Annotated in this window: 24 protein-coding genes; 10 read left to right on the top strand and 14 right to left on the bottom strand. The window is 29.5% G+C overall.

Features of this window, described 5'->3' with window-relative positions:
- Positions 1-123: 123 nt before the first annotated feature.
- Both JK634_RS09670 and JK634_RS09675 read right to left on the bottom strand, forming a co-directional pair.
- Positions 124-954: a CvfB family protein gene (locus JK634_RS09670; protein ID WP_202767442.1), complete on the bottom strand. Its 831-nt coding sequence runs from the start codon at positions 952-954 to the stop codon at positions 124-126.
- Position 955: 1 nt separating this feature from the next.
- Entirely contained in the window at positions 956-1,465 is a 510-nt protein-coding gene (locus tag JK634_RS09675; protein ID WP_202767443.1) for a gamma carbonic anhydrase family protein, read from the bottom strand.
- An 81-nt stretch (positions 1,466-1,546) separates the two neighbouring features.
- On the opposite strand from JK634_RS09675, the gene JK634_RS09680 reads away from it, so the two are divergent.
- A complete protein-coding gene (locus JK634_RS09680) occupies positions 1,547-2,569 on the top strand; it encodes a CehA/McbA family metallohydrolase (RefSeq protein ID WP_202767444.1) in 1,023 nt (340 codons plus the stop codon).
- Positions 2,570-2,637: 68 nt separating this feature from the next.
- On the opposite strand, the gene JK634_RS09685 is transcribed toward JK634_RS09680, so the two are convergent.
- Positions 2,638-2,988: a hypothetical protein gene (locus JK634_RS09685; protein ID WP_202767445.1), complete on the bottom strand. Its 351-nt coding sequence runs from the start codon at positions 2,986-2,988 to the stop codon at positions 2,638-2,640.
- 234 nt (positions 2,989-3,222) lie between these two features.
- On the opposite strand from JK634_RS09685, the gene JK634_RS09690 reads away from it, so the two are divergent.
- The 3 genes from JK634_RS09690 (at position 3,223) to JK634_RS09700 (ending at position 4,990) form a co-directional block, all read left to right on the top strand.
- The gene (locus JK634_RS09690) at positions 3,223-3,690 is read left to right on the top strand and encodes an Lrp/AsnC ligand binding domain-containing protein (protein ID WP_202767446.1); all 468 of its coding nucleotides are present in this window, start codon (positions 3,223-3,225) and stop codon (positions 3,688-3,690) included.
- A 160-nt stretch (positions 3,691-3,850) separates the two neighbouring features.
- A complete protein-coding gene (locus tag JK634_RS09695; RefSeq protein ID WP_202767447.1) occupies positions 3,851-4,057 on the top strand; it encodes a DUF378 domain-containing protein in 207 nt (68 codons plus the stop codon).
- Between the two features lie 126 nt (positions 4,058-4,183).
- Complete coding sequence (locus JK634_RS09700; protein WP_202767448.1) at positions 4,184-4,990, top strand: putative ABC transporter permease; 807 nt, start codon at positions 4,184-4,186, stop codon at positions 4,988-4,990.
- 31 nt (positions 4,991-5,021) lie between these two features.
- On the opposite strand, the gene JK634_RS09705 is transcribed toward JK634_RS09700, so the two are convergent.
- Both JK634_RS09705 and JK634_RS09710 read right to left on the bottom strand, forming a co-directional pair.
- On the bottom strand, positions 5,022-6,767 hold the full coding sequence (locus JK634_RS09705; protein ID WP_202767449.1) for a phosphoenolpyruvate carboxykinase (ATP): 1,746 nt from the start codon (positions 6,765-6,767) through the stop codon (positions 5,022-5,024).
- 244 nt (positions 6,768-7,011) lie between these two features.
- The gene (locus JK634_RS09710) at positions 7,012-7,722 is read right to left on the bottom strand and encodes a lysophospholipid acyltransferase family protein (protein WP_202767450.1); all 711 of its coding nucleotides are present in this window, start codon (positions 7,720-7,722) and stop codon (positions 7,012-7,014) included.
- Positions 7,723-7,852: 130 nt separating this feature from the next.
- Between JK634_RS09710 and JK634_RS09715 the strand changes: the two genes are divergently transcribed.
- Positions 7,853-8,710: a ComEC/Rec2 family competence protein gene (locus tag JK634_RS09715; RefSeq protein ID WP_202767451.1), complete on the top strand. Its 858-nt coding sequence runs from the start codon at positions 7,853-7,855 to the stop codon at positions 8,708-8,710.
- Between the two features lie 110 nt (positions 8,711-8,820).
- Here the strand turns inward: JK634_RS09715 and JK634_RS09720 are convergent, their stop codons facing one another.
- Positions 8,821-9,516: a ribonuclease H-like domain-containing protein gene (locus tag JK634_RS09720; protein WP_202767452.1), complete on the bottom strand. Its 696-nt coding sequence runs from the start codon at positions 9,514-9,516 to the stop codon at positions 8,821-8,823.
- 18 nt (positions 9,517-9,534) lie between these two features.
- Entirely contained in the window at positions 9,535-10,263 is a 729-nt protein-coding gene (locus JK634_RS09725) for an HAD-IB family hydrolase (protein ID WP_202767453.1), read from the bottom strand.
- Between the two features lie 179 nt (positions 10,264-10,442).
- Between JK634_RS09725 and JK634_RS09730 the strand changes: the two genes are divergently transcribed.
- The 3 genes from JK634_RS09730 to JK634_RS09740 are packed head-to-tail and all read left to right on the top strand — an operon-like array spanning position 10,443 to position 12,677.
- Positions 10,443-10,661 (top strand): FeoA family protein, encoded by a 219-nt coding sequence (locus JK634_RS09730; protein WP_202767454.1) that lies wholly within the window; start codon positions 10,443-10,445, stop codon positions 10,659-10,661.
- 12 nt (positions 10,662-10,673) lie between these two features.
- Positions 10,674-12,506, top strand: a complete 1,833-nt coding sequence (gene feoB, locus JK634_RS09735) for a ferrous iron transport protein B (protein WP_202767455.1) — start codon at positions 10,674-10,676, stop codon at positions 12,504-12,506.
- A gap of 12 nt (positions 12,507-12,518) precedes the next feature.
- A complete protein-coding gene (locus tag JK634_RS09740; RefSeq protein WP_202767456.1) occupies positions 12,519-12,677 on the top strand; it encodes a FeoB-associated Cys-rich membrane protein in 159 nt (52 codons plus the stop codon).
- A 74-nt stretch (positions 12,678-12,751) separates the two neighbouring features.
- Here JK634_RS09740 and argS read toward each other — a convergent pair whose 3' ends face one another.
- Entirely contained in the window at positions 12,752-14,443 is a 1,692-nt protein-coding gene (argS, locus tag JK634_RS09745; protein ID WP_202767457.1) for an arginine--tRNA ligase, read from the bottom strand.
- A 510-nt stretch (positions 14,444-14,953) separates the two neighbouring features.
- Between argS and JK634_RS09750 the strand changes: the two genes are divergently transcribed.
- On the top strand, positions 14,954-16,468 hold the full coding sequence (locus JK634_RS09750; RefSeq protein WP_202767458.1) for a Ppx/GppA phosphatase family protein: 1,515 nt from the start codon (positions 14,954-14,956) through the stop codon (positions 16,466-16,468).
- A gap of 47 nt (positions 16,469-16,515) precedes the next feature.
- On the opposite strand, the gene trmB is transcribed toward JK634_RS09750, so the two are convergent.
- The 5 genes from trmB to JK634_RS09775 form a co-directional block, all read right to left on the bottom strand.
- The gene (gene trmB / locus JK634_RS09755; protein WP_202767459.1) at positions 16,516-17,151 is read right to left on the bottom strand and encodes a tRNA (guanosine(46)-N7)-methyltransferase TrmB; all 636 of its coding nucleotides are present in this window, start codon (positions 17,149-17,151) and stop codon (positions 16,516-16,518) included.
- A 9-nt stretch (positions 17,152-17,160) separates the two neighbouring features.
- A complete protein-coding gene (locus JK634_RS09760) occupies positions 17,161-17,796 on the bottom strand; it encodes a site-2 protease family protein (RefSeq protein WP_202767460.1) in 636 nt (211 codons plus the stop codon).
- A 261-nt stretch (positions 17,797-18,057) separates the two neighbouring features.
- Positions 18,058-19,080 (bottom strand): hypothetical protein, encoded by a 1,023-nt coding sequence (locus JK634_RS09765; RefSeq protein ID WP_202767461.1) that lies wholly within the window; start codon positions 19,078-19,080, stop codon positions 18,058-18,060.
- Positions 19,081-19,095: 15 nt separating this feature from the next.
- The gene (locus JK634_RS09770; protein ID WP_202767462.1) at positions 19,096-20,109 is read right to left on the bottom strand and encodes a phosphodiester glycosidase family protein; all 1,014 of its coding nucleotides are present in this window, start codon (positions 20,107-20,109) and stop codon (positions 19,096-19,098) included.
- 121 nt (positions 20,110-20,230) lie between these two features.
- Positions 20,231-21,550 (bottom strand): LCP family protein, encoded by a 1,320-nt coding sequence (locus JK634_RS09775; RefSeq protein ID WP_202767463.1) that lies wholly within the window; start codon positions 21,548-21,550, stop codon positions 20,231-20,233.
- 131 nt (positions 21,551-21,681) lie between these two features.
- On the opposite strand from JK634_RS09775, the gene JK634_RS09780 reads away from it, so the two are divergent.
- Positions 21,682-22,653 (top strand): biotin--[acetyl-CoA-carboxylase] ligase, encoded by a 972-nt coding sequence (locus JK634_RS09780; RefSeq protein WP_202767464.1) that lies wholly within the window; start codon positions 21,682-21,684, stop codon positions 22,651-22,653.
- A gap of 110 nt (positions 22,654-22,763) precedes the next feature.
- On the opposite strand, the gene JK634_RS09785 is transcribed toward JK634_RS09780, so the two are convergent.
- Positions 22,764-23,714 (bottom strand): L-lactate dehydrogenase, encoded by a 951-nt coding sequence (locus JK634_RS09785; RefSeq protein WP_202767465.1) that lies wholly within the window; start codon positions 23,712-23,714, stop codon positions 22,764-22,766.
- Positions 23,715-23,879 lie beyond the last annotated feature (165 nt).

The raw sequence follows: 23,879 nt of genomic DNA on the forward strand, positions 1-23,879 counted from the left end.
AACTGATATTATTTGTTAACCGTCCCCAAAATATAACAAAAATAAGACAGGTAAAAAAATCCTCTACTAAAGCATTTTAAACTTTAATAAGATTCTTACCTGTCTCATATTTATCAAGTTAAATTATTGTTTTAAGTGAGTGCCAGTTTCATCTTGGTATACTTTACCTTGCTTCATTAACGCACCTAGTGTCATTTTAAAATAATTTTTGCTTGTATTAAACTCTCTTCTAATATCTTCTGGATTTGATTTGTCGTTAAATGGAATAGAACCTCCATTTTCTGTTAAAGCCTTTAATATCTTCTCTATTAAAACTTCTCTTTCATCTAACTTTCTTTTCCTTGTAGTTAATCCTAACGTTCCATCTTCATAAATTCTTCTAATTCTGAGCTTAAGTTCTTCTCCCATTGGAATATAGTCGTAATATTCATTTTTAAGCATTAATGCTTTATACTTATTATCCACAGCCAATTTTAATGTGTTATTTTCATTTATTTCATAAACCACAGCTGTAACTTCATCATCTATATTGTAATTTTTAGCAACTTCTAAATAATCATCAACATCAGTAGTTGCAGCTATTCTTCCTGTCTTATCAATATATAAATATAAAAGATATTTTTGTCCAGTATGTAATTTATATAGTTGCTCTTTAAGCGGTATTAGTACGTCCCTTCCTATACCTATGTCAGCAAATGCTCCAATGCTAGTTATGTCAACTACCTTTAGATAGGATATTTCAAAGCATGTTCCTAAGGGTTTTTTTAGTGTTCCTATAATTCTATCTTCAGAATCTCTATATATAAAAACCTTTATAATTTCATCTATATTAGGTTTTTCACCTGCAAGACTTCCCTTTGGAATTAAAATTTCTTGTTCTCCATCAGTAACAAAAATACCAAAGTCGCGTTCCTTTACGACCTTTAATTCATTATATTCTCCTAATTTTATCATTCTATTTCTCCTCACTCTTGTATTTATTTGAAAGATCAAAATACATTCTTGCTGATGATTTTATGCTACTAATCTCATCTTCAGTAAGCTTTCTTACAACCTTTGCCGGTGATCCAATGCATAAAACACCCTCTGGAATATCAGCATTCTGAGTTACTAGTGATCCTGCACCTACTATTGTATTTTTACCTATTCTAGCATTATTCAATATTATACTTCCCATGCCAATTAAACATTCATCCTCTATTACACAACCATGTAAAATAGCGCCATGACCTACAGTAACATTATTCCCAATCTTTACACTATAATCATCTACATGCACAACTGCATTATCTTGAATATTAGAATTCTTCCCAACTTTTATAGAATTCTCATCTCCTCTTAATACTGCACCAAACCAAATAGATGCACCTTCTTCAATCTCCACATTGCCAATAATAGTTGAGTTTTCTGCTAAATAAACTTCCTTATGAATTTTAGGTTTATACGGTGAAAATTCTTTTATCATATTTACCTCCTAAGGACATAAAATTCATTTATATCATATTATTATATAATATATAGAAATATTTTGAAAGAAGGACCTACTATGACTAGGAAAGAATCTACTTTTAAATATAAATCTGAAAAAATAGATGACAAAGATATAAACTTCTATTATGGAATTCCTCATTGTCACACATTCCTTTCTAATGGACGAGGTTCTCCTATTGAAGCACTGGAATATGGTTATAAAAATTCACTAGATTTTATGTTTATAACTGATCACAATTCATATCTAAAAGAAGATATAGATTATAAATCTTCTAAGGTATCCAAATGGACCTATTTGAAATCTTGCTTAAAAAAATATAATAAAAAACATAACCGTCCCCTTACTTTATTAGGATTTGAAAGCAGAAGTAATCCTTGGGGTGATTTGAATTTCATAAATATTTCTACCTATTTCACTGGAGTGGTTAAGGACTTAAGAGTGTTATTACTATGGATGCTAAATAACCAGGAAGGTCTTATATTTATAAACCATCCTCATAGCCCTATAGAAAGACTGCCATACAATGCTTATCTTAATTACTTTATAACATCTGTGGAAGTTGGTAATGGTTCCCCTCCTCATAAATACATTCGTCATCATAAGCATTATTTCAAGTTACTTGACAACGGTTGGAAGTTAGGTGCCATTAATGGGCAGGATAATCATAGGCTTAATTTTGGTGATACAGATAATCTTACTTGTGTAATCTGCAACGAGCTTAATCATTCATCCTTAGTAGATAGTATTAGATGCAGAAGAACATACTCAACTGAATCAAGAACATTAAAAGCTTACTTTAGTATGAATGGGTACTTTATGGGTGAGGTAATAAGTCATCCTAATCTTGATGAATTAAAATTCTATATTTTCCTGCAAGATCCAAAGTACAAAATAAAAAAAGTAGAAATAATATCAAATAACGGAATTGTAGTTAAAACCTTAAATGATTTAAACCTAAATACAGTTAAGTATTTTATAAACTTACCAGTAAACCCAGGTAACACTTGGTACTTACTTGAGGTTTATCAAGAAGAGGACAAAATAGCTATTACTTCTCCAATATTTTTTGAATATTAATCTACTATTCTACAATTGACATAAATAAAACTCGGCATTGCCGAGTTTTATTTATATTAAAAAGATAATTACTTATCTTTTTTGTCTTTATTTAAATTTTTAACTCTGTTTGGTTTTGCTTTTGGTCTTATCTCAATTTGTTTTTGTTTTTGCTTTTTCGAAGTTGCTGGTCCACCACCTTGATTTAAGTCTAAGAACCACATGAAAAATAATAAAGTTAATGCTGTTACAGCTACTCCTTGAATTCCATTTTGTATTTTAAATACAAACTGACCTGCAAGTAATAAAATTGCAATTGCTAACGGAATCCATTTTGATATTTTAAGCTTACTGAAAACGAATTTCCTTAATACATAAAATGCTCCAAGTACTACTGCAAATATAATAACTGTTTGTAATATAAGTAAAAACAGTCCCATTTACTACCCCTCCTAATATTTAATGCTACATATTATATTAATGTAAAATCTAAACATTTTCAATACTTTCTTCAAATAATAATTTGTCTGATTTTACTTTTTTATTGAAACATAGTATAATTTAATAAAATAATAAATAACCAAAAATTTTTTTTATATTTTTATATTTTTTTATAGAAATTTTTAAACTTATTTGATAAAATAAAAATGATAATAGAACAGAGAGGTGATAAAATGTCTATGAATCAATTATCACATTTAGATGATTTAGATTTACAAATATTAGACATATTAATAAAAGATTGTAGAACTCCTTATCTTGAAATAGCAAGAATTTGTCATGTTTCAGGAGGAACAATCCACGTAAGAATGAAGAAAATGGAAGACATGGGAATAATAAAAGGCACTAGAATAGTTCTAAACTTACCTAAACTTGGGTATGATGTTTGTTGCTTTGTAGGAATTTATGTTGACAAAACTTCATCTTTTAACTATGTATTTGAAGAATTAGCAAAAATTAAAGAAGTAGTAGAATTACATTTAACTACAGGTGATTATTCTGTTTTCTCAAAAGTAATTTGTAAGAACATAACAGATCTTCAAGATTTACTTATGAATAAGATTAACACTATAACTGGAATTCAAAGAACAGATACTTTCATTTCACTTACTCAACCTGTAGATAGAAATATTCAACTTTAATCGTGATAGTAGCTAAAACATTTTAATTTACATAAGTGTTTTAAAAACTTGGATATTGTCCAAGTTTTTTTGTTTATAAAAGACACTCATTTTTAAGTATACTTTATTTATTTATGGTTATACTATTGGTTGTAAACAAACAAAAAGGAGTGTGTTTTTTATGAGAACACTAGATACTATTGCACTTATTCTAGTAATCATTGGGGCTTTAAACTGGGGATTAATTGGATTTTTCTCATTTGATCTAGTTGCAAGCCTTTTTGGTCAAATGTCCATAGTTTCAAGAGTTATTTATTCTCTTGTAGGTATATGTGGATTATATGCAATATCTTTTTTCGCAAAAGACAGATATTCTTCAATAGACTAACATAAAAATAACTCTCTATTCATAGAGAGTTATTTTTATATTCAATATTTTTCCAAATTATTACTATTTATTTTAACTAAACAGCAAAATAATGTATAATATAAATTATTACTAATTTGAAAGGGGATGATTACTATTTACCATTCAATATTAGGTGTTAATCTATACGAAATAGTACTTTTATTTTTTATTTATTCATTATTAGGTTGGATAACAGAAGTTATCTACCAATTCTACAATAAAAGATATTTTGTAAATAGAGGTTTCTTGTATGGTCCATTATGTCCAATCTATGGAACTGGAATTGTTTCAGTTGTGTTACTTTTTAATAGTTTTAAAAGTAATATACTTCTTTTATATGTGCTTTCTACTGTTATAATTTCTTTTATTGAATATATAACTGGCTTCATATTAGAAAAGTTTTTCAAATCAAAATGGTGGGACTATACCAATGAACCCTTTAATCTTCATGGTAGAATATGTCTATCATTCTCTCTTGTATGGGGAATTGCAGCATTAATCATTATTAAATTTATCAATCCTTTAATATCAAATATTGTTTCATCTTTTCCTAGAGAATTTAATATTATGACATCATATATATTTTTACTTATTTTCACCTTGGATATAGCATTTACACTTTCCTCTCTAGTAAGATTTAGTAAAATGCTTACCAGGTTACAATTAATATCCTCAGAATTAAAAGAGCGATATGAATATATAATTGTCACAACAAAAGATGCCGCCTTTGATGCAGTTCAAAATATTGAGAACAACATAAAAGAGCTTAGACATAAATATGATATTTCTTTTGACGCTTTAGATTTTAATCACAAGAGACTTTTGCGCGCCTTTCCTAACTTAAAACCAAGTAAATTTGATAATATTTTAAAAGAAATAAAAGAAAAACTAAATTCCTTAAAAGAAATATAAAAAGCGATGGGTTTTCCATCGCTTTCTTATTCTATAGGTTATTTATTATGTTAAAAAGCTCAAGTGCTGCTTTTCGTGGCCCATTTTTCTCGCTTCCTTGTATTGCTAGAGAAGTTTTAATCTCTCCAACCTTAACACCAGATGCAAATAGCGCATCAAAGTATTTATCTAATAATATATCACATTCTTGTTGCTTTTGGGCTGGTCCAAATGGATTTGCAAAATAAGATTTTACTAATCCCCTCTCTGTTGTTGTTCCCTTTGCAACTCTTGCACCTGCTTTAAATACTTTAATTGCATCCTCTGAAGTTTCAAAATACTCTATTGCTTTTCCACCTTCAGAAACTTCATCGTAATTATTTGCATATAAGAAAAGATCTACTTTGTATCCTTTCATTATTTCCTTATAAGAAGCAACTGGCATTACAAGTCTTGCATTAATTTTATCTGGATTCATAAAAATACTTCTATCCATTTCTTTAAATGCATATCCTTGGTCTAAGTCATCCAATCTTACGAATGCTCCAATTTCCGTTCCATAGCCATAAATGCTACCATCTTTTTCTTTAATAGTTCCCATGTCATCAAAAACAATAGTCATATCAGAAATATAATCTTCACTTAAGCCTCTAAAAGCTTCTAGACTTTCAGATTTTCCAGCTCCAGAATCTCCCATAATAATAACATTTGCTTCTTTTCCATTCTTAAGAACTATATTAACCATAGCTCCATGTATAGGAAGATACCCTCTCTTGATTTGAATTAAATTATGAAGGGTCAAGCTCATTTTTTTCATATAGCCAAAATAATCTATTTCTTCTGAATGATTTATATATCCAAACATAATATCATTATCTTTATCATCATAGAAAACAGTCTTTAACTCATCACCCTTTTCTCTAGCTCCGTAAACGTAGATTATATCAGGTTTTTTACCCTTAAATTCTTTTTCCTTTGCTAATTCGAAAAGATTACAAAGTGTAATTCCATGCTCCATGAAGTCTCTATGGAAATATAAAAACGCCAATAAATCTCCTATTTTTGCAGGATAACAAAACCAATGATCTTTATCAATTATTGCCTTTTTTAACGGGTTATCCTTTACTTCTTTAAACATTCCATCTCTTGTATTCTTCTTAGGATAAGTAATAAATGGTGTTTGCAATAGAATCGAATCAATGAAAGGAATGTCTTCTAGTACTCTGTATTCATCTGGTGCTGCCCACACTACATTCGATAACATCAAACTAGCGTTTCCCCCAACTGGTAACTGCCTAAATACATTAGGGTTAAATCCTAAAATATTTTTTTCAATTCTTCTATAAAGTCTACGTATTAATCTGCTAAATTGAGAATTTACTTCCGTAAAACTTACAGCTGCAAGACCTGTCTTTACTCTATTAGAATATATAATTGTATATCTTTCTAACTTTCTCCAAAACAAATATAGATCCTCAATAAATGCAATAAATTCATCTTTATTTAGAAGAAGACCGCTATAATTAGGATTTACATGAGATATTTCTTCAACACTTAATACTGTAAGAACTTTAAATAAATTTGATATCTCAATCTCCAAGTTAAGAATTTGATCGTTTCCAAAGTTTTTCTCTAAAAACCTATAGCTATGTGTGTTTTTCTTTTTAGCCTGCTTTAAAAATGCTTCTAAAACTCTTCTAAATCCATCGCTTTCTAGTAACGTCTCATAATTATCACAATACTTGGCTGTAAAGTTAATAGTTGCCTTGTCATTACTTAATGAAAATTCTTTACGCATATTCTAGCCCCCTTAGTATGCATATAAATTTTTATAAAATTTCATTTTAATAGATTTTTTATCAATCTTATACAATTATAACATAAAAAATGAAATTCAGAAATTATTTTTATTTCATTTTTCAATCAAAATATAAATTTCTGAAAATATTAATATTATGTATTCATCTTAGTTTTCCTGTAAGTACTTAACGCAAAACAAGGCGTATCCATTTTAAATGAACACGCCTTGTTAAATAATTTTATTAAACTTGAAGATTTCCTTTTACAACATTCTGAACTCTTATATGCAATTCTTTCTCTTCTTCTTTTGTTAAATTATTAGTATATATTGGTTCCCCAAAGGTTACTTTTACTTCAGCACTTTGGAATTTATTATTTAACTCATAAGCTTTATAGCTACCATCTATCGAAACTGGTACTATAGGTGCTTTTGCTTTTGTTGCTAATTTCATACTACCCTTTTTAAAATCTTTCATTACTCCTTCTCTAGCTCTCGTTCCCTCAGGGAATATCGCCATATCATTACCATTTAACAAATTATCAGAACCTATGTTAATTACTTTTATAGCTTCTCTTACATTTTCTCTATCAATTGGTACACAATGAATTAAACGCATCCAGTATCCAATTACAGGAACCTTTAAGAGTTCTTTTTTAGCAATAAAGCCAACACTTCTTTGTGTTCCATATAGTAAAATAGGTATATCTAATAAGCTTTGATGATTTCCAATAAACACACAAGCTTCACTCGGAATATTTTCTCTTCCTACCACTTGTATTTTAAGATCTAGAGTCTTCACAGTAAATGCTGCCCAATTTTGAATAACCTTGTCCCTGTATTTAATAACTTCTTCTTCAGTTGCTCTTGATTTTAGCAATTTATACTTAAATCCTCTTATTCTAAATAAAATCATATATAAACCATAAGAAACTAACATTTTAATTTTTTTCATACTTTACACCATCCTAATTTCATCTATTTCATTATACTATGTCTTGATTAAAGTGCAAGTATTTCAAATCTTCTCATAAGAATAATATAATGATAAACTATATTTATTGGCAATTATTAAGGAGGCAGTTATGAAAAAACTTAAATTTCTATCATTATTATTAGTATTAACATCTTTACTTTTTATATCATGCAGTAAAGGTAATACCATTAGTAGCGAAACTCAAACAACAAGTGGAGTTAAAATACATTATATTGATGTTGGACAAGGTGACGCTATATTAATCCAATATAAAGATAAGAACTTACTTATAGATTCATCTACAAGTAAAGAAGATAAAAAATTTAAGAACTATATAAACTCATTAAAAATAAAAAAGTTTGATGCAATTGTTGCTACTCATCCCGATGAAGATCATATTGGAAACATGGATTGGGTAATTAAAAACTTTGATGTAGGCAAGTTCTATGCACCTAAGAAGAAGACTACAACTGCTGCATTTAAAGATATGGTAGCAGAACTAAACAATAAAGATCTTAAAATCAATGTTTTAAAAGGAGGCTCTACTATTGATTTTTCTCCTGATTTAAAGCTTGATGTATTTGCTCCAAATAGCGATAACTATGGTGATGACAATAACAATTACTCTGCTATTATTAAATTAACCTATGGTAATAATACTGCTCTATTTACTGGCGATGCAGAAAAAGAATCTGAGTCAGAAACTCTTCAAAAGGGTTATAATCTAAAGTCTGATATATTAAAAGTAGGTCATCATGGAAGTTCTACTTCTACTTCGAAAAACTTTTTACAGGCGGTAAATCCTAAATATGCTATTATTTCATGCGGAAAAGACAATAAATACGGGCATCCACATATTGAAACTATAGATAAATTGAAAGCTGCCAAAGTTAAATATTATAGAACTGATTTAGATGGAACTATTATTGCAACCTTGGACGGTAAAACTATCACCTTTAATAAATAAAATTAGGGACTAAAACTTGGGGACGGTTAACATTTTTTGGAACATTTCAGTCTAAAATTACAATAATAATATGTTAACCGTCCCCTAATAAAAAATAAAAGAGAGTTGTACTAAACTGTACAGCTCTCTTTTATTTCCTCTGAAGATTCTTGTTCTAATGTTATATGTTTTTTCCAATCCTTATATATGTGAAAAAGGTTAACGACATCCGCTTCATTATAAATAAGTATTTTTTCTATCTTTTCTTTTGGCATTCTAAAAATATAATCACTATCTTTCAAAACCTTATGGAAAGTTTTAGCTAAATTAGCTCCCGATATAAGATCACATTCTTCCCGTTCAATGAAAAATTGTTTTTCTAAATTTTTTAAACCTATACTCTTCTTATTTACTTTTTCATATTCTTTTTGCAAATCAATTGACGTAAAGTGCTCCTGAAATGAAAAGTCTACTTGGAATTTATTAAATAAGTAATTAATAACTGTAAAGTCATTGTTTCCCGAAAAAGTGACTATAGATTTCTTTAATTTATTTGTATAGATATCTTCCAGATAACTTTTTGCTAGAATAAGTATATCTTTTACTTCTTCCTTATTCTCAATCATATATTGAGTGACATGAATTTCTGAATCTTCAGCAGAGAAATAACAAGCGCCGAAAACGCCAACACATTTTGGTTTTTTATAGACATAATGTTCTAGGTCAAAATAGACAGCATCCTCAAAGGATAAATCTCCGTCTCCAAATTTAAGCATATTTTCCTTTGAGAGATCCGTCACTTTAATAGTGTTTTGTCTTACTATCACTAACTCTCACTCTTTCTTTTAAACATATTGAATGTCGTCTATATTTAAATTATAAGTTACATCTTTTCTTTCAACAACTACTTTTATTTTTTTTCTTATCTCCTCATCATCTCTCACCTTATCAAGAAGCTCTTTTGTTGGATTAATGCAGTATGGATAACTAACAGATTTAAGCATTGTAAAATCCCCTGATGTGTCACCATAAGCATAACTTTGAGACAAATCAATATCATATTTCTGTGTCATCTCATCAATCGCATTTTTCTTGCTTACTGAATCCCACATAGGCGATACCTCACCTGTATATTTGCCCTCTTTGTCCAAAAGATATATAGCTCCTTTATAATCATCAAATCCATATTTCAGCGCCATTTCTCTTACTAGCTCAATAGGAGAACCAGATATTATTATCAGAACATGATTATTTTCTTTATGCCATTTAATTCTTTCCCTAGAAAATGTATAAACTCTATCTCCCTTTTGTTCTATAACTCGATTAGCTATAAATTCAATATGATGCTTATCTATTCCTTTAATAGCTTCCATATATATATCAATCATTTTTAATAAATATAAATCGTAGTCCCCTTCTCTTCTATCCCATTTAAGAAAACTTGGACGCACTTCCTTATACCATTTATCCGGCTCAATTATTTCATACTTAATCATTTTTTTAAAAACTTCAGTAATTAAGCCTTCTCTGTACAAAGTACCATCAATATCGAAAAATGCTGCAATTCTTGTCATAATTATCACTCCATTACTTTAATTTTTAATTTTTAATTTTTATTTTATCACCATTATTAGAAATAATACAACCTATTTGTAAAATATTTTGTAACTTTACATTGTTATTTTCTTGACTATATATGAATATACTGATATTATAAGTATGTGATAATGATTTTCAATGTGAGGTGTTAATAATGTGCATTTGCGATTTAAAACCTGGTCAGGTTGGATTAATAAATGAAATTGCAGGAAATGAAAAATTAGCTAAAAGACTTCTAGCACTTGGTTGCGTTGAAGGAACTGAAGTAACCTTAAAAAGAATAGCTCCCTTAGGTGATCCTATAGTTGTAAATCTAAGAGGAACAGATTTCGCACTTAGAAAGAAGGACGCTGAAAATATTTTTATAAAATAAGGGGGAATATTAATGACAACTATCGCTCTACTGGGAAACCCTAATGTAGGTAAAACAACATTATTCAATGAATTAACTGGTTCAAATCAATACGTTGGAAACTGGGCTGGAGTAACTGTAGAAAAAAAGGAAGGTTTCTATAAAGATATCAAAATTGTAGATTTACCGGGAATTTATGCTATGGACACTTTCTCTAACGAAGAAAAAGTTTCTAAAGCTTTCTTAGAAGAAGGAAATGTAGATGCAATATTAAATATTGTTGATGCATCTAATTTACAAAGAAACCTATACCTAACTACACAGTTAAAGGATTTTAACATTCCAATTATATTAATATTAAATATGATGGATATTGTTCTAAAAAAAGGATTTTTAATTGACATAGACCTTTTAGAAAAAGAGATGGGAGTAAAAGTTGTACCAATCAGTGCTTCTAAAGGTAAAGGTATTGAACATATTAAAGAATTAATTGAAAAGAAGGATTTCGAATGCCCATCTACTGATAATGATTTTCATATGCAAAGCGAGGCTGAAGTATATGGATTCTTAGATAAAATCCTTTCTAACATATTAGTTAATAAAAATTCTCATGAAGCTAAAGAAATAAATGAAAAAAATCATGAATTCATAAAAAATCTAAATGTAAAAGAAGCTAAAGTTTCTGATATATCTGAGAAGTTAGATAAAATATTTCTCAATCCATTCTTAGCTTATCCCCTATTTATAGTAGCTGTTGCATTTATATTTAAATTTACTTTCAGTTGGGTTGGAATCCCATTATCCGACTGGCTAGATGGTACAGTATTACAAGGACTAATCATTCCTGGTGCTGAAAATTTACTATCCACTTCTTCAGATTGGTTTAAGAGTTTGATCGTGGACGGAATCATCTCAGGTGTTGGTAGCATAGTGGTCTTACTACCTGTTATTTTGGCTTTATTCCTATGTATTTCTATTTTAGAAGATTCAGGGTATATGGCAAGAGTTGCATTTATAATGGACAAACTAATGAGAAAGATGGGTTTATCAGGAAAGGCCTTTATACCTATGATGGTTGGTTTCGGGTGTTCAGTACCTGCTATAATGTCTGCTAGAACTCTAGAAAGTGAAAAAGATAGAAAATTAACGGCTTTACTAGTGCCATTTATGAGTTGTAATGCTAGATTACCAGTTTATTTAGTATTTTCTAGCGTATTCTTCAGAGGAAAAGAAGCTATCGTTGTAGGATCTCTTTATTTAGCTGGCGTTATTGTTGCATTTATACTCGGAATATTCTTTAAAAACACAATATTTAAAAAAGATGAGGAACCATTTATTATAGAACTTCCTGAATATAAAGTTCCTGAGATTAAGAATGTTATTAAGCACACTTGGGATAAAGGTAGTGGTTTCTTAAAGAAAGCTGGAACAATTATTTTCTCAATGAGCGTTGTTATTTGGTTCTTATCAAACTTCAACTTCTCAGGCATAGTAACTGAAATTAACACTAGTTTCCTAGCATCAATAGGAAATACTATAGCCCCATTCTTTGCCCCTTTAGGTTTTGGAAATTGGCAAGCAGCCGTATCATTACTTACAGGATTACTTGCAAAAGAAACTGTAGTATCTACTATGGAAGTTATTTATACTGGAGATTTATCAAGTATATTACCTAATTTCTTCAATTTTTTAACTGCACTTTCATTTATGGTGTTTGTACTTTTATATACACCATGCGTGTCTGCAATAGGTACTATGAAAAAAGAATTCGGTTCAAAATTCACCTTGTTTTCTGTAGTATTTCAATTAGCTATAGCTTGGGTAGCAGCATTTGCAGTTTATAATATTGGTGGATTATTATTTTAAGGAAGTGATTATATGAAAGAAATATTAATAGCAGGAGTTATCTTAGCGGTAGCTGGATATTTTATCTTTAAGAGTTTGAGAAAGTCTTCTAAGGGTGAGTGTAACTGTGGAAGTTGTTCAAGCAGTTGCCCAAAGTATGAAGAAGACCATGGACTTAAAATAAAAAAATAAGTAATACCTCACATTTATGTTTATATACTTACAAATAAGAGGCTGTTGCAATATGCAACAGCCTCTTATTTTAATTACATCTTTTCTACAACCTGTATTCCTATCAAATCTAAAGAATTCTTTATAACTTGGCAAGTAGCTTCGATTAATCTTACTCTTGCTATTTTAAGTCCTTCATCTTCTAAATTGCTAACTGAATGAGAATTATAGAACTTATTAAAGGCTTTAGCCACATCAATTGAATATCTAGTTACTATTGAAGGTTCAAGTTTATCTAAAGCACTTAGAATGTTTTTATTAAAGTTTTCTAGTGTTTTTATAAGTTCAAACTCCTCTTTAGAACTTAATTTGCTATAATCTACTTCACCTTGAATTTCTCCTATTTTCCTCAATATACTTTTCGCTCTTGCATAAGCATATTGAACATAAGGGCCAGTTTCTCCATCAAAAGATAACATTTCTTTCCAATCAAAAACTATATCCTTCTCTCTTGAATTTTTAAGATAAGTAAATATTACTGCCCCTATACCAACTTTTTCAGCAACCTCTTCCTTATTCTCTAATGAAGGATTCTTTTCATTTATTGTCTCAAGAACCTTTTCTCTTGCTTCTCTTAGTAAATCTTCTAATAGGATAACTTCTCCTTTTCTTGTAGATAGTTTTCTATCAGCAAACTTAATTAGTCCAAAGCCCACATGCACACAATCCTTAGCCCATTCATGACCAGCTAATTCTAATACCTTAAATACTTGCTTAAAATGAAGAGCTTGAGGTGAGCCAACAACATAAATACTCTTCTTAAAATTATAATTATTCTTTCTATACATAGCTGCTGCCAAATCTCTTGTGGCATATATAGTAGCTCCATCTGATTTTAATATTATGCATGGAGGCATATTATAATCTTCTAGCATTACTACTTGTGCTCCATTACTTTCAGTTAAAAGCTTCTTTTCTTGTAGTTCTTTTATAACTACATCCATTTTATCGTTATAGAAGCCCTCACCAGCATATGAATCAAACTTTACACCTAATTCATCATATACCTTATTAAATTCTTTTAAAGATAGTTCTGTGAATCTCTTCCATAAGGCTGTGGCCTCTTGATCTCCATCTTCCAATTTTTTAAACCACATTCTTCCTTCATCTTCTAACGCTGGATTCTTTTCTGCCTCATCATGGAATTTTACATATATTCTTAATAATTCATTTATTGGTTCTCTTTCAAGAGCTTCCTCATCTACCCATCTTTTATATGCAGAAATTAACTTCCCGAATTGAGTTCCCCAATCACCTAAGTGATTTATTCCAACTGATTTATATCCTTGGAAATTAAACATCTTGTAAAGTGCATTTCCTATTACTGTAGAGAATAAATGTCCTACATGGAAAGGCTTAGCTATATTAGGTGATGAATACTCAACACATACAGTTTCACCATTTCCAATATTAGATGATCCATAGTTATTACCTAAATCTATAATTTTTTCAATTGTATTTTTTGAAAAGGATCCTTTATCTACAAAAAAGTTAAGGTATGGTCCTAGGTTTTCAACTTTTTCAAAACCTTCAACATTTATCTTATCTTTAAGCTCAGCTGCAATCATATTTGGAGCTTTTCTTAAAACTTTAGATAATTGAAAGCATGGGAAGGCATAATCTCCCATATCACCATTTGGGGGTATTTCTATTAATGCTTCAATCTTATCTTTCTCTAATTCAATAACTGAACCAAGTCTTTCAGCCACAAGCTTTTTATAATCCATATTTCTTCCTCCTAGATAGTATAATTTTACAAATAAAAACGTCTCTTTATTTATAAAAATAAAGAGACGGAATTCCCGCGGTACCACTCTAATTCAAAATAGTGCTAAACGTAAAACACTATAATGCCACTTAATCATCTAACGCTTAAATCGCGACTACCCAATAGAAAACACCAGGCAGTATCTCCAAGGCTCTCTTCATCTTAATTTATCCTACAGAGCTTACACCATCCTCTGCTCGCTTAAAGATAACTAAACTCAATTATTGATTTATCTTGCCCAAATCACCAAGTATAAGTCAAGTTTACGTAGTTGCTATCTATAAGGAATCAATTAAACTACTTTCCTCTTCCCAGAATTTATATATTACATTATTCATATTATACATTTTGTATTTTGAAAATGTCAATAAAAATAGTCGCATTAGTTATTTTAAGTATGTGCATCTAATAAAATCATTTGCTATAATAGACAGTATAATCTATAAATACAGTAATTTAGGAGAATCATATGAAACGAATTGGTGTTATTGATATAGGCTCAAATTCAGTACGTGTTATGTTAGCAGAAATAGAGGACAGTGGTTATTTTAGAATAATAGATGAACTAAAAGAACCTGTGAGAATATCACAAGATCTATTAGAAGCTGATGAGATCTCTGAGGATACTTTTAATATTATTCTATCTACCTTACGATCATTCAAATCTCTATGCACAGGTTCAGGGGCTTCAAAAATATTTACTGTTGCCACTGACGCCTTAAGGACTTGTAAAAACGGCAAGAGTATCATTACTAAAATATCTGAAATGTTAGATATTAATATAGAGATTTTATCCAATGAAGATGAAATTTATTATAATTATTTAAGTGTAAAAAACACCACTTACACAGAAAACTCTTTACTAGTTGAAGTTTCTGGAGTTAATACTTATTTTGCATGGATAAAAGGTGGAAATATGATTAAATCTACTACAATTCCTTTAGGTAGCTTAAATTTATCATATAACTTTAATTTAAATGATAGAATTATTCATGAAGATTATGAAAATGCTTTAGAAGAAGTAACTAACACATTATCATCTATTGAATGGCTAAAAACTGAGAACTTTGATAATATAATTGGAATTGGGACCGCGTTTAGAACCCTAGGAAAAATTGATCAGAGAAGAAAGAGATATCCTTTATTTTTGACTCATAATTATACTTTCAATGATTTTGACTTATCCGAAATTCATAATGGGTTAAAAAGTAAAGATTTTAAACAAAGATTAAGAGTCGAAGGAATTTCCCCAGATGTTGGTGATATAATAGTTGGTGCAACTTTAATAATTAAAGTTCTATGTAAAAATCTAAATATTACTGATCTAGAAATATGCGGAAGAGGAATAAGAGAAGGAATAATCTTTGATTATATAACAAGAAACTATGCTCCAATTGATGATATTTTGGATTATTCTATTCAGGGTATTATGGAAACTTTGCATGTTAATATTGAACATGCTAAACACGTTTATGATATTACTAAGAGATTATTTGAACAAATGGAACCATTACATCATTTAAATAGCTCCTATAATAAAATTGTTAAAACAGCTTCTTTGCTTCATGATTGCGGAATTAGTATAAAATATTATAATCATCATAAGCATTCTTTTTATGTAATTCTTAATTCCTATATGAATGGGTTAACTCATAAGGAACTATTAATGAGTGCATTAACTGCAGCTTATCATAGAAATAACAGCTACACTATACCACTTCCACAGTTTTGTTCTATTTTAAACAAATTAGATGCAACTTCTGTGGAGAAAATCGGAATACTCCTTAGAATTGCTGAAGGTTTAGACAGGAGTTTAGAGGGTGCTGTAAAAGATGTTAATGTTGATATTGCTAATAAAGAAATAAAACTAACTGTATTTTCCTCAATACCATTAGAACTAGAAATACGTCAAGCACTCCGTTCTAAAGATAAATTCTATGAAATTTATCACAAAACACTTACCATTGAAAATATAATTAAATAATATAAATAGAGGTTATCTTAAACTTTCAATAAGATAACCTCTATTTATTACTTTAACCTCGCAGTCAAAAACATTATTTTCATACCCATTCCAGTCCACTTTGTTTCATATTCAGTCATAATATTTTCTTTAAAATCTGACTTATGTAAATCATAAGTTAGAAATTCAATATCAAAGCCTGATTCTTTAAAATATTCTTGTGATTCATCAAAAAGTTCTTTATCATCTGTTTTAAACCAAATTTGTCCACCATTTTTCAAGAAGCCCTTATAGATCTCAAGAAATCTGCTATGAGTCAATCTTCTTTTCTTGTGTCTGTCCTTTGGCCAAGGATTACAAAAATTTATATATATTTTAGATATTTCATCCTTATCAAAAATTTCTTCTATAAATGTAATGTTAAGAGGTATCAATCTGATATTCTCAACTTCTTCTTCATTAACTCTTCTTAACGCATTAACTAATACTTCATCTTTTAAATCAATTGCTATATAGTTCATATTAGGATTGTTCTTACAATTAATAGCTGCAAATTGTCCTCTTCCACAACCTAATTCTAAATATATTGGATTATTATTTCCAAAGACCTCACTCCATTTTCCTTTGTACTCCTTTGGATTTACAATAACCTTTGGATCTGCTTCTAATTCTGGTCTTGCCCACCATTTTTTCCTTAGTCTCATGGTTCCTCCTTAAAATAAGTTCGCTACAAAATACATTAGTTTTAATAATTGATCTATTACTAATGCTGATGGCCCTGATATTACTTTCCATGCAAAAAATACTACAATAAAGAATATTATCATTTGATACTTGTAAATTTGATCTCCAATTCTTCTAAAAGCACTTGGAAATAAATCTTCTAATATATTAAATCCATCAAATCCAGGTACCGGTAATAGGTTGAAGAAAAATAAATTAACATTTATCGTAACAATCATCAAAAGCATTTTTGCTGTTAAATATGCAAGATCTCCACTACTTCCCATAGCAAGACGAAAAAATATCCCCGTAATTACAGCAAATATAATGGCTACAATTAAATTTGCTAATGGCCCTGCTATAGATACCTTTAAATCATCTTTATAATAATTTTTAAACGCCCTTGGATTAACTGGAGTAGGTTTAGCCCACCCAAATCCAAAGATTAATATCATAATAAATCCCATAGGGTCAACATGTGCTAAAGGATTTAATGTTAATCTTCCTTGGAATCTTGCGGTTTTATCACCCAATCGATCAGCCATCCATGCATGTGCGTATTCATGAAATGTAAATGCAACCAAAATTGCAGGTATAGATAATACTGCAGTTAACATAAAATTCATTTCCAATCCTCCTTTTATAAATGATATTATAGCATAAGAAACTTAAATAATGAATTATCTGTTAAAGAAATTTTCATTACTTATAACTATGTCCACTTTTACTATTTATAGTCAAAATGCTAAGTATATATAATGCAAAAATCATATTACATCTCATGGTAAAACTCTTAGTTTAAACTTCTAAGAGTTGAAGTGGAATGTAAGTTTTTAATGCATTATATATAATATAAAAAGGATGGAACGTATCCATCCTTGTATAAGTTACTCTTTATTGAAAGGTGTTTTGATAAGTTTTCCTTGTGATGTTGAAGCAATTCCTAAATCATATACACCCAAATAGGTTCCTTCATATTTATATTCCTTTGACATTGTTACATCTTTTACTATACCTTGTAACTTATCATTGATCATTACGTCACCTTTTTGAGAAACAAAAATATTTTCCTTATCAACAGGTTTATCAAACAGAACTGTTTTCCAACTTCCTGTATCTGTATCTAAGCCTCCATACATAACTTTAGATATCTTTCCACCTTCAACAATACCAACATATACTATATCATTGCTATCTATATATAATAATTTAGTTTTATTATTAAATGATAGCCTTATATTAGGATTAGTAGCATATATATTTCCATTTAAATCATCTTCATAGATGAGTCTATCCACGTGAGGAATTACTTTTATGCTACCAATTATCGAACTGTTTAAATTCATTTTTGTAATTTTATGATTAATATCAATTCTATAAACTACACCTTTAACTCCTTTTTCATTAACCTTTATATAAGTTACATTATGAAGCGTCGAGGCATCAATACTATCTATTACTGCACCTTGGTCTAATGAATCTAACTTCTCAACTTTCCCAACTTCATTCTTACCTGCATCATAATAATTTAAAAAGAAATTACTCTTCTTTCCTTCACTACTTTCTTTATCCACAAATAATATTCTATTTCTATCTGAAAGCCAAATATAATTTAAGATTTTAGATTCATTTTCAGTTTTGACACTTTTTGATTCTCCTGTTTTTGTATCTATTATGTTTAATATCCCATCCTTTAAATAAGATAGATACTTTCCATCAAAACTATTCTTATATTCCACGTTTTGTGGTATGTTAATTACTTTATCAGTTGCCTTTTTCTTGTCTTCAACCTTTACAGCTTTAAAATTATTGCTACTTACAAATATCTTTTTATCTAAATAAAGAAGCCCTAAAGATTGAATCGTTAAAGAAATTATAATCCATATGATTATTCTCTTAAATACCTTCATTAAATTCTCTCCTTTTTACTTTACTATAAATGCAGTAGGAATACTTCTTTCACCTAAGCTATCTGAAGGAGTATTTATTACATCACCTTCATAATACATAGTCGTAGATTTCCCTCCATCAAGGTTAGCAGCATTAACAGCACCGTATTTTATCATTACATCTTGAGCTTCCTTTAGTGTTGCTCCAACACTCTTAAATACTTGTCTTCCGTCTATAACAAGTAACATTATAGCTGCATCACTTCTCTGACCTATTACAGTTCTAGGAGCAATTCCCCATCCACCATCGCCAGATTTGATTGTTCCCTTTCCATTAATAACTAACGCTGGTCCAAAGGTTACTGCTTCTTGAGCTCCTAGACCATTAAGTTCTTTTAATGAGTATTTACCAACTAGCAATCTTCCTTCTTTATTTATTGCTATCATATCAGTCTTACTATTTTCATCAGCATCATAGGAGATTACCTTTCCTCCTGACATTATTAAACCTATTACTTGTCCTCCGTTTCCAGCCCACGTTGAATTTGCTGATTTATCAGTAAATCCGCCTGCATTTATAGCTGCTATTGCATTATTATCCTTTGCAATTTGAGAAACGGTTTGCCCCTCCTTACCAAGCTTTGATGTATATCCAACATGAACTCTAGTTGGGTCTTTAACAACAAGTAAATATCCTTTAAATTTATCACTTTCTATATCGAATCTTTCTATAGTGTCGTCATGACTTTTAGGAATACTAATTTCTTTATCTGATGCGTCTGTATTTCCTTCTTCAATATTATTATTTTCAGCTAATATCTTATCAATTTCACTTTGACTTAAAAACCACTTTGCTAAGAATTGACTTTTATAAGAGGTCATTGCTGCTCCTACAAAGCCTTTTTTTACATTTTTGAAAGGTCCGTAGTATAAGAAGAATGGCCCTGTTATTGCAGTAAATACAAGTTCAAAAACAATAAAAGCAATAAAGATTTTAAATGAAAATCTTCTTTTTTTCTTACCTTCAACTTCTTTTTTAAATTTGCTCATTATTCATTCCCTTTCCACAAAAAATTAAGCAGACAAATATATTACCTGCTTAATTATATATTTTTATACACTTTTAATCAACAATGTATGATTACATTTTACAATATTTTATTTTTTTATTCTATTGAGTGGCAGGCGGTTTTTGATTATCACCAGTACCACTTGTAGGAGGTTTGCTGTCTCCAGGTGTTGTTCCTCCGTTTGAAGTTGTTCCACCAGGTGTTACTGCACCACCTGTTGTTCCCCCATTAGCAGGAGTACCCCCAGGTGGTGGTGTTTCTCCTCCTGTCGCAGGTTTTCCTCCATTAGTTGGAGTAGTTCCTCCATTTCCCTCTGTTTTTGTTGGAGTTTTAGTAGCTGGATCTATTACATCTCCATTCTCATCAAGTGCAGGCTTATCTGCTGGATTAAATGCTGCAGCCTTTGCCATATATTGATTTATTATATTCCTAAAACTTGTTAAATTATAATCTTTTGATCCCCACTTCTTGTCATTGAAAATAAAGTCTTGAAGCACTTTTCCATTCTGTTTTGCATCAATTAAAAATACCCATCCTTTATCCATATATTCTCCACCTTGACTTAATTCAGTAGCTGGAATTTGTAATTGTTCAAAAACAGGATTATCGAATTTATAAAATGTATATGCATAATTAAATATTGTCATTGGATCAATATTAGTTTTTACACACTTTAACAATGCATTTGCAACTGAAGGGTACTTTAATGGAGATATTTCTTTTCCCTTTTGTGCGAGCAGAGTAACTACAGATTTTTGTCTAGCAACTCTTTCATAGTCTCCATTCCCTACCTTTCTAATTCTTGCATAGGATAGAGCTTGCTGTCCATCAAGATGCTGCAATCCAGCTTTAGTTAATGGCGGAGATTTTACGGTGTCAACCTCACCAATATATTTATTTATTTCATTAATTTCATAATCTTTTACATCTATATCTAAACCACCCATAGCATCGACTATGTCTTGAAAACCCCAAAAGTTAACAACTACATATTTATCTAGTGTTACCCCAAAATTTTCTTTTATTGTTTTAATTAGCAAATCTGGACCACCAATAGAATAAGCTGCATTAATTTTTTGTTCCCCATACCCAGGAATTTTTATTAATGTATCTCTCATAATTGAACTTAATTTTACTTTTTTACTATTGGTATCTATTGTTGCAATTATAATCGAATCACTTCTAGATTTTTCGTCGAGTGTTCTCCCATCTATACCTACTAACAAAATATTTATTATACCATTTTGTTCTTGGTACTTTATTTCTTCTTTATCCTCTTTTGGAACTTCTACAACCTTTTCAGGTTCAACATAAATTTTGCTTTTTATATAATAATAAGTTCCTACAGATGCAGTAGCAATTATAAGAAGTAGCGTACTAATTACTATTATTAGCTTTTTCCTTTTACCCATTTTTTTCATTCTCATACCCCATCTTTAACATAATGTTTAAATATAATAAAATAATTATACTATATAAATTTTCACATTGGTTGCGAAAAAATGACATTTTAATGTTATAATTTTCTTAAAAACCAACAGGAGGTCATTTTTTGAAATTATTAATTTTAGATATACTACAAAGTAATAAATATAATTATGTTTCTGGTGAGGATATAAGTAAAACATTAGGGGTTACAAGAGCTGCTATTTGGAAGTACATAAAATCCTTACAAGAAGAAGGATACGTAATTGAATCTTCTCCTAGAAAAGGATATAAACTTACTTTTGCTCCTAGTAAACTATCAATTGATAAATTAACTAGTAATTTATCTGAAAACACATTAGTAAAAAAAATACTTTATTTTGATACCATTGAATCAACTAATGATTATTGTAAAAAGAATTCAGAAAATATACAGAATGGAACTATCGTATTAACTGATCATCAGCTTAAGGGAAGAGGAAGATTTGATAGAAACTGGTTTTCACCAAAAGGCAAAGGAATATATTGCTCAATATACTTAAAACCCGAATTATCTCCATACGAAATATCTAAAATCACCTCTATTACCTGTGCTGCAATAATAGAAGTTCTTCATTCATATAATATTGATGCTAAAGTTAAATGGCCTAATGATATTTATATTAACAATAAAAAAATTGGCGGAATCCTAACAGAAATGAAAGGAGATATGGACAGAATAAATTATTTAATAATTGGTTTTGGTTTAAACGTAAATCAGGAATCTTTTGAATTCCCTGAAGAAATTAGTTCAATTGCTACCTCATTAAAAACAGTATATAACAAGGACTTTAATAGAGAACTTCTATTAACTGATATCCTTAATAAGTTAGAAAACTTTTATAACAATTTTAGTGAGAATTTCAACTTCGAATATCCACTGAGAGTACTTAGAAATAATTCTTACGTTATTAATAAATCTGTAACATTAATTAAAGGTAAAGAACTTATCCAAGGAAAAGTAATAAACCTAGGTGAAAATGGAGAACTTATTATTGAAAGAAACGGAAAGACTGAAAGTGTTTTTTCAGGTGAAATTTCTTTGAAAATAAATAGTTAGTACATAACAAAAAGAAACCCACTAATGAACTGCTCTCTGTCTACTTGACGAAGAGCAGTTCAGTTCGTAATGAGTTTCTTTTTTATTACATGATAATTAAATAAATTAATCTATATTCCGGCTTCTTTTAGATGTTTTTTAATAATCTCAGCAGAAGCTTTAAGCTTATCACTTTCCTTCTCTTCTAAGGACACTTCTAGTATTTGTTTAGCTCCTTCTCTATTAACTATTGTTGGAATAGCTAAATATACATCATCAAGCCCATATTCACCATTAAGTAATGAGCTAACAGTTAATATAGAATCTTCATCTCTTATAATGGCTTCAACAATTCTACTAATTGCAAGTCCAACTGCATAATTAGTATACCCTTTTTTATTTATTATTTCATAAGCTGCATCTTTAACTTTATCAGGTATTGTCTCTTTAAAACTACCATTACATTTCTTGCACATTCTACTGCAATATTCATCAGCAGAAACTCCTGCAATATTTGTTAAACTCCATGCTGCAATTTCAGAGTCTCCATGTTCCCCTATTATATAAGTATGAATATTTCTAGCATCAATTTCAAAATGCTCGCTTAACATATATTTAAATCTTGATGTATCTAAAACAGTTCCTGAACCAATTACTCTATTTGCAGGTAATCCTGAGATTTTATAGGCTATATAAGTTAATATATCTACTGGATTTGAAACAACTAATAATATCCCATTTGGACTGTATTTTACTACTTCGGGTACAATGCTTTTGAAAATAGGAATATTCTTATTAATAATATCCAATCTTGACTCCCCTGGTTTTTGCCCAATTCCTGCTGTAATAATTATTATATCTGAATCTTTTGTATCTTCATATCCTCCAGCTTTTACATCTACAGCCTTAACAAATGCTGCTCCATGAGATAGATCCATAGCTTCTGCTTCAGCTTTTTCTTTATTAATATCAACAATTACAATTTCTGATGCCAATCCATTTAACATTAATGCATATGCAGTTGTTGAGCCAACAAAACCAGCACCAATAATTGAAACTTTAGTCCCTTTTTCTTTAATCATATTAATTACCTCCCTTTAATAATAATTACTTATTGATAATTATTATCTATGATTTTATTATATTCTTTTCCAATGTTGTTTTCAATATGTTTGTTAAATTTTTCATTAATTTAACCACTTCCCATATATCTATTCACAAAAAATTTAAGTTTTTATCTAAAATAT

The sequence above is a fragment of the Clostridium paridis genome (genome assembly GCF_016765615.1).
Classification (GTDB): domain Bacteria; phylum Bacillota; class Clostridia; order Clostridiales; family Clostridiaceae; genus Clostridium_T; species Clostridium_T paridis.